The following is a 6,337-nucleotide window of genomic DNA, read 5'->3' as shown; positions in this document are numbered from 1 at the left end:
ACGTGCCCTATGACATCGCGCGGCTCTGGGTGCGCCGGGCCGCGGCGCTGGGCCTGACCTATGCCGAATACGCGCTCGAGGTGCAGGAGCGCGGCCGCCGGCTCGGCCCATCCGACACCGACCGCATCGCCGCCATCAAACGCCGTCGCCCCATCCGCTACTGAGCCCGCCCCGCCCTCTCCCGCTCCCCCCGTTCACGGCGGAATATTGGAGAGCTCAGCGCAAAAACCTCAGTCGGGTCCGCCCCCGTTTCACGGGGGAGGGGGACCGGCGGAGCCGGTGGAGGGGGCATCCCCATCGCGCACCAACCGAGCGCCCCCGCCCTACCCCGTGTGACACGGCCGCGAGCAGTAAAAGCAGCCGTTCGACTGGCGATATCTCTTCCTCGCCGCCGCCACGGCGGTGTCGCAGGCGGCATGCTCGCCCAGATAGGTGCGGTTGGCCACACTGGGCATATAGCTGCACCCGTCCCGGTGTACCTCATGGTCGCCATTCGCTTGCGCATTGTCGTTCACATAATAGCTGGCCATCGGACCCTCCTCGCCTGGATTTTCCAGTCGATCAGAGTCGCCCGCCGGCTCCAGTCGTATCCGCCCCTAGGGACGACTACGCACGCCGTCGCCCCCTCCCCCGGCTCACGCCGGTCCCCCTCCCGTGAATAGATGAGGCACCCGCCTGAGAGCCCCGCGCCCAACCTCCTGCCGTCTCGTCATCCCCGGGCCAGCGGCCCGGCCCCGCTCTCCCCCAGCCGCCGTCATCCTCGGGCTTGCCCCGAGGACCCACGCGATCCGGCCCCCGGCCCCCGTCCTTCGACACGCTCAGGATGAGGGCCTCCTCCGCAGCGTCGTCGTCTCGTCTGCGACGAAACTTCTCTCGCTCGCCTACCCCCCGCCAATCTCTGAGCCCCGCATGGTGAGCCTCCTCATGGTGAGCCTGTCGAACCACGAACCACGAACCACTAACCGCGAACCTTGAGGGCCGCCCCCGCCTTGCAGCGAAACCCCGACCGAGTTCCCTGCGCCGCCCGCCCGCCCATGGGCCACCCACCAGCCACTCCCGATCCTCCCCCGTTCACGGGGGAGGGGAACCATGCGCAGCATGGTGGAGGGGGCGTCCCCATCGCGCACGCAACCTAGCGCCCCGCTCTACCCCGTGTGACACTGAGGCGAGCGATAATAGCACCCATTCGACTGCCGATGGATCCGCGCTGGCGCAGAGTCGGAATGCCAAGCCGCGTAGGGCACGATGCACAGTTATGAATACAGCTGGAATCCCGCGCGCTCATGAGCCGTTCGGTTAGTCGCCACTGCTTTCATTCAATACTACGACGAGACCACGAGATTTGGCTCGTTCCATCATACTTCGAAAGCTTGCTGACACTCTAGAATATCGTCCCACTTCCTCATTCACGTAGCCGTACGAACGCCGCGCAAAGAAACTCATGTACTTAAACATATAAGTACCTTTGAATTCTTCTTCTATCCAGGGGTCCCTGAATTCCTGACTACCATCGACCGTCCGAAGAAGTAAATTCTCGCCATCAGACAGAAGTTGTATCGCCGCATCCGCCGGCACATCGAACCGTCTGCCTGCCTCGATAAAGAACTTTTCGTCTATACCGCCCCTGCGAAGGCGGGCAGACTGCACATCTTGCTCTTGGTCCAAACGTCCAAAGCCGGATACATTTTGAAGACTTGATACGAACTGGTTGAAAGCGTTTCCACCCTCCAGCGTCACCAGAAACTCGCTAGGCCGCAACTCCGCGTTTCGAGATCGCGCCTCTGAATGACGAGAATTTCGAGTACGCCCCCTCGCCGGCCCCGCCGAACGTCCGACGAACATCTGCCCGCTGTAACCCATGAGCGCGATAGGTCCGACGTCACTCTGAGGCATCGTAAAATACCCCTCAAACCTGCCCCTCATAGGAATCAGGTACTTTTCACGAAAAAGATCCGGGTCCATCTCCGCCACCATGGGCAGAACCTCGTCATTATATCTTTCTGCGAAGTTTGTGAATAATTCCTCTATATCCCTGCTCGCTACTCTGCAAATACATACGGCGGCGAAATACTCCTGAAAACTTCTGTGTATGAAGTTGAAGTATATACCATCTTTTTTCATCAGGCATACATTATCTACAATATCTCCAAGGAAGTCGGACGCTCTCTCCGTTACCGCCTCGAACTCCTTCGACATTTCGATATAGGACAGTATTTTATCTTCCGATGCTTCGGTAACCCCATCTACGTATGTGGAAAGACAAAAATAGGAAAGTAGTCTTATAAATTGTTGCTTATCTAGATTCGCTGAGTATTTTCTTACAAATCCTCCTCCCTTCATGGTGTCGTGCCTGTGGTATAACGCATCGAAGGCAAGCTCGTAGAACGCTGACATTTTATTCGGAATGTCCGGATTACGGGCTATAGTCAAAAGCATCATGTACGCAAGCAGCGGATTAGAAAGAAAACTACTGTGAGACTCATATAGACCATCCTTTATCCTTTTAAGCAGCCTCGATTTTGAGAGATCATCGTAAATCGCACGCCCTATAAGTATCTCGGACTCTTCCTTCGACATAGGAAGAACTTCGACCTTTTCAAATTGATGCCAACCACCGAATCTATCGTCTGGCCGGCTAGTCATTACTATAACTAGATTAGGGTTATTTTCTCTTAATTGTTGAATCTGAATCTCAGCATCCCGCCGCTTCTCCGGAATTATTTCATCAAATCCATCTATGAATATAACAATCTCTCCATTTTTTATAGACTGATCAAAATTCGTCTGAGATATGGTCGATCCAGTCCTAATAACTGTGTGAAACAAGAAGTCTCTAATATTCACAGATTTTGATGTGTTTATCTGTCTTATTTCAATAAAAAGCGGGATCTTTCCCGCGCTGTTTTCGAAAAACGAGATCCACAAATATCGCATGAAGAAAGATTTACCACCGCCACCGATGCCTGTTATGATGACAGAAGACCCGTTGGTCCTTATATCTTCAATAAGTTCATACTGGTCAAAAAATGCATCTCGCCTTTTAAATCTCTGGTCAACATAGATCGACAGAAGATTTATTGGAGAGTCGTTCAGTATGGTTTTGGTCATTATACATTTGTCGAATACAAAGTGCAGGTGGTCTCTCAGATCCGTTCTTACTATGTCGCGGTTTTCCCCTAAGGCTGAACTTCCCTTTCTAAAGATGTACTTCTCGAACAATGAAGCGAGTAGCCCCTGAAACCCTTTCGCGGCAACAGCTGTAGCGAGAGTGGTAGCGTTGACGGGATCCATATGTCTTTTTCCCATAATATTTGTTCGGCCAAAGATAGCTTCGCCAATTATTTCGTCGCAAGAGACTTGTGCGAGTTGTGCTCAAGGTTTGAGGAAGATCTCGCGTGCGACGTTTTCAAGCGAGTTCATAGCTCCGATCACCCTCCCCAATCCCACGCATCAACAGCTTTGGTTGAACGCCGCCCCTGCCCCGGCGCAGCATCCGGGCATGAGCCACGACCCGCCCACTACTATGGCTCGCCCGACACCCCTTCCCCCGGCCACAACAACGGCCCGCCGCTCGACGACGATCCGCGGCCCTGCGGCTCCACCGGGATAGGCACTTACTTCGAATGGGCGGTGGCCAGGAAAAAAGCCTTCGATGTACCCTATAACATCGCCATCATGCGGGCCCGCCTCGCCCAGGCGCTGGGCTGCCTATGACGAATACACGCTAGAAATCCCCGAGCGCGGCCGCTACCGCTCCGCCGCCGATGGGGCCCGGCCTCGCTCCCAAACCAAATGCATGGTCTCTACTGGCAACTGTTGATGGTCCCTTTCCCCTGCCATCTCCCGTTCATCCTGCAGCCAATCGTGTCAGACGGCGTTCAGTTATCCCCTCTCCCATAGCCCCCATTACACTTCCCGCATCGCCACACCCGAGCGACGGTTGCAAACGAGCATCCGGTGCGGCGAGGCTGGGTGGTGCGGGGTCGTCCTGCATCAGGTCAAGCCGGGAAGGTCATGCGGGCGCAGGTAACCCGCAGCCTTAATTTGCTGCCGCTGGCGAGGGTTCGGTCCGATCGCCACAAAGGGTCCGACTGGGGAAAGGTGAAGAGCCTGGCCTGGTCAGAACGAGGGCCTGCGGCGGTGGGGCGATCCGCAAACGCCCCGGGCCTCCCGGTATACGCCCAAAACCCCGGTCGCAACGGCGGGCCAAGGCCCTGGCCGGGCGGTCTTGGCGTCCGGTTTACGCACCATCGACGGGTTTTGGCCCGCCGTTGTTCGCTTTCTGCCCGAACCCGGAGGCCGCGCGGCCGTCCGGCGCCTCGCCGTGCCTGAGCCGCTCTCCCGGAACGCAGGACGAGCACCGCGAGGCCCCCCCGCGCGCCGATGCACGCGCCCCGCCGGAGCGCCCGCAGCGCCGGCAAACGTGACGCAACTCCCGACCGGCGTCGGCGTTGAGCCAGCCAACAAGGAGATTTTCAGCATGGCTCATCACGACCAGCAGCACACCGACAAGACCCCGGCCGAAATCATCGACCGCGTCTGGGAACTGGCGGAAAAGATCGATTTTTGCATGTTCGTCACCTGGGACGGCGAGCGCCAGCAGGCGCGCCCCCTGTCCTCGCGCGTGCATCGCGACGAGAACGCCATCTATTTCCTGGTCTCGGCCGAAGGCCACAAGAACAGCCAGATCGATCGCTTCCCGGTGGTCAACCTCGCCTATGCCGATACCGGCGCCATGGATTACGTGTCGATCTCCGGCACTGCCAGCCTCAGCAACGACCGCACCAGGATTGCCGAGCTGTGGAGCGCCTTCGACAAGGCCTGGTGGGATGACGAGAACGATCCCGATATCCGGCTGATCACCGTCAACCCCGAGCGCGCCGAGCTCTGGGATTCGCCGGGCAAGCTGGTGGCCTTCACCGCCATGCTGACGGCCTCGGTCACCGGCGCCAAGCCCGATTTCGGCGACAATGCCACCGTCCGTCTCTGATATGCTAATCTGGGCCCGGCGCGACACTCGCGCCGGGACAGAACTGCGGAGTTTTACGATGCTCAGGCCACTCGTTCTCGCCGCCGCGCTCCTGGCACTCGCCACGCCGGCCTTTGCCGCCTCCACCGCCCGCGCCACCGGCAACCTGCCGATCCGTTCGGGTCCGGGCGACTATTACCGCACCATCAGCACCCTGCCCGACGGCACCCGCGTCGGCCTCTCGCAATGCACCCGCCACAGCCGCTGGTGCAAGATCGTCTATGACGACGGCCCCGATGGCTGGGTGCTCGGCTCCTACCTGGTGGGCTCCCCCGCCAAGGCCCGCGTCACCCCGCCCGACTTCTCCGGGCGCTTTCTCGATTTCGGCTTCTGATCGATAAAATCCAACCTGTACAAGGCCTTCAGAAACGGTTCAGGCGGCGCTTCCTAGTGTTGCGGTCAAGGCAGAGATGCCAACACCCCAATGGAAGGAACCACGAAATGTTCGCTCATACCGTCAAGACCGTCGCCATCGCCGCTGTTGTCGTCTTCGCAACCGCCGGTGCCTCGTTCGCCGCCCAGTACGCCTGGGTCGACCAGTCCACCAACGTCAAGAAGTTCCACAAGAACGTCGGCCCCACCGTCAACCACGTCTCGGCCGGCGAGAAGGTGAAAATCATCGGCTCCTGGAACAACTGGTACAAGATCCAGATCCCCGGCCCCGATGGCTGGGTGCGCAAGCACAAGCTCTCGCTCAACAACTGGAACAACAACCCGTGGCCCAACAACGGCGGCAATGGTGGCCAGATCTGCTTCAACGGCCAGTACGGCTCGGTCTGCCTCAGCAACTGATCCGGAACGCTTCAAAAATCACCGCCTCGTGTCCGGACGCTGTCCGGATGCGGGGTGGTCGTTCATTTTGGGTTCAGCCGCGCCGTCGCAACCTGCGGGCAACGGAAACCGTTATTTCCGCATCTGCCAGTAGAGGAGTACCCGTCATGACCTTCAAGCGCACCGTTCTCACCCTCGGCATTGCCGCTGCCGCCCTTATCGGCTCCGGCGCCGCCGCTTTCGCCGCCTCCGCCTATGCCACGGCCAACGTCAACGTCCGCTCCGGCCCTGGCACCGGCTATCGCGCCATCGACGTGCTGCAGCACGGCGAACGTGTCGACATCGACTACTGCCGCGGCAGCTGGTGTTTCGTGAACAAGTCCGGCCCGGATGGCTGGGTGTCGGCCAGCTATCTGTCGCGGGGCGACAGCTACCGCGACTATCGCCGTTATGACGACGACGATGACTTCTACATCGAGCGCCGCCGCCCGGTTTATCGCCCGTATCGCCCGTACCGGCCCTATCGCCCCTATTACG

Annotated in this window: 7 protein-coding genes; 5 read left to right on the top strand and 2 right to left on the bottom strand. The window is 59.0% G+C overall.

Features of this window, described 5'->3' with window-relative positions; all coding sequences use genetic code 11:
• Window positions 1-323: 323 nt before the first annotated feature.
• Window positions 324-530 carry a hypothetical protein gene (locus tag ACN0SW_RS20105; protein ID WP_417729678.1) on the bottom strand — a complete coding sequence of 69 codons (207 nt, stop codon included), beginning with the start codon at window positions 528-530 and terminating at the stop codon, window positions 324-326.
• A 766-nt stretch (window positions 531-1,296) separates the two neighbouring features.
• Window positions 1,297-3,291 (bottom strand): NACHT domain-containing protein, encoded by a 1,995-nt coding sequence (locus tag ACN0SW_RS20100; RefSeq protein ID WP_417729677.1) that lies wholly within the window; start codon window positions 3,289-3,291, stop codon window positions 1,297-1,299.
• Between ACN0SW_RS20100 and ACN0SW_RS20095 the strand changes: the two genes are divergently transcribed.
• The 5 genes from ACN0SW_RS20095 to ACN0SW_RS20075 all read left to right on the top strand — a co-directional run.
• A complete protein-coding gene (locus tag ACN0SW_RS20095; protein ID WP_417729676.1) occupies window positions 3,292-3,714 on the top strand; it encodes a hypothetical protein in 423 nt (140 codons plus the stop codon).
• 766 nt (window positions 3,715-4,480) lie between these two features.
• Complete coding sequence (locus tag ACN0SW_RS20090) at window positions 4,481-4,990, top strand: pyridoxamine 5'-phosphate oxidase family protein (protein WP_417729675.1); 510 nt, start codon at window positions 4,481-4,483, stop codon at window positions 4,988-4,990.
• 58 nt (window positions 4,991-5,048) lie between these two features.
• Entirely contained in the window at window positions 5,049-5,363 is a 315-nt protein-coding gene (locus tag ACN0SW_RS20085) for an SH3 domain-containing protein (RefSeq protein ID WP_417729674.1), read from the top strand.
• 107 nt (window positions 5,364-5,470) lie between these two features.
• Window positions 5,471-5,821 (top strand): SH3 domain-containing protein, encoded by a 351-nt coding sequence (locus ACN0SW_RS20080; protein WP_417729673.1) that lies wholly within the window; start codon window positions 5,471-5,473, stop codon window positions 5,819-5,821.
• Window positions 5,822-5,967: 146 nt separating this feature from the next.
• The coding region (locus tag ACN0SW_RS20075; RefSeq protein WP_417729672.1) for an SH3 domain-containing protein at window positions 5,968-6,337 on the top strand (370 nt) is incomplete at its 3' end.

It is taken from the genome of Roseovarius sp. (genome assembly GCF_048262375.1).
Taxonomy (GTDB): domain Bacteria; phylum Pseudomonadota; class Alphaproteobacteria; order Rhodobacterales; family Rhodobacteraceae; genus Roseovarius.
This window is presented reverse-complemented; position numbering and strand designations above follow the sequence as displayed.

Coding starts and splice junctions, on each gene's coding strand:
- ACN0SW_RS20090 (WP_417729675.1), top strand. CDS start 4,481: ATGGCTCATCACGACCAGCAGCACACCGACAAGACCCCGGCCGAAATC.
- ACN0SW_RS20080 (WP_417729673.1), top strand. CDS start 5,471: ATGTTCGCTCATACCGTCAAGACCGTCGCCATCGCCGCTGTTGTCGTC.
- ACN0SW_RS20095 (WP_417729676.1), top strand. CDS start 3,292: ATGTCTTTTTCCCATAATATTTGTTCGGCCAAAGATAGCTTCGCCAAT.
- ACN0SW_RS20085 (WP_417729674.1), top strand. CDS start 5,049: ATGCTCAGGCCACTCGTTCTCGCCGCCGCGCTCCTGGCACTCGCCACG.
- ACN0SW_RS20105 (WP_417729678.1), bottom strand. CDS start 530: ATGGCCAGCTATTATGTGAACGACAATGCGCAAGCGAATGGCGACCAT.
- ACN0SW_RS20100 (WP_417729677.1), bottom strand. CDS start 3,291: ATGGATCCCGTCAACGCTACCACTCTCGCTACAGCTGTTGCCGCGAAA.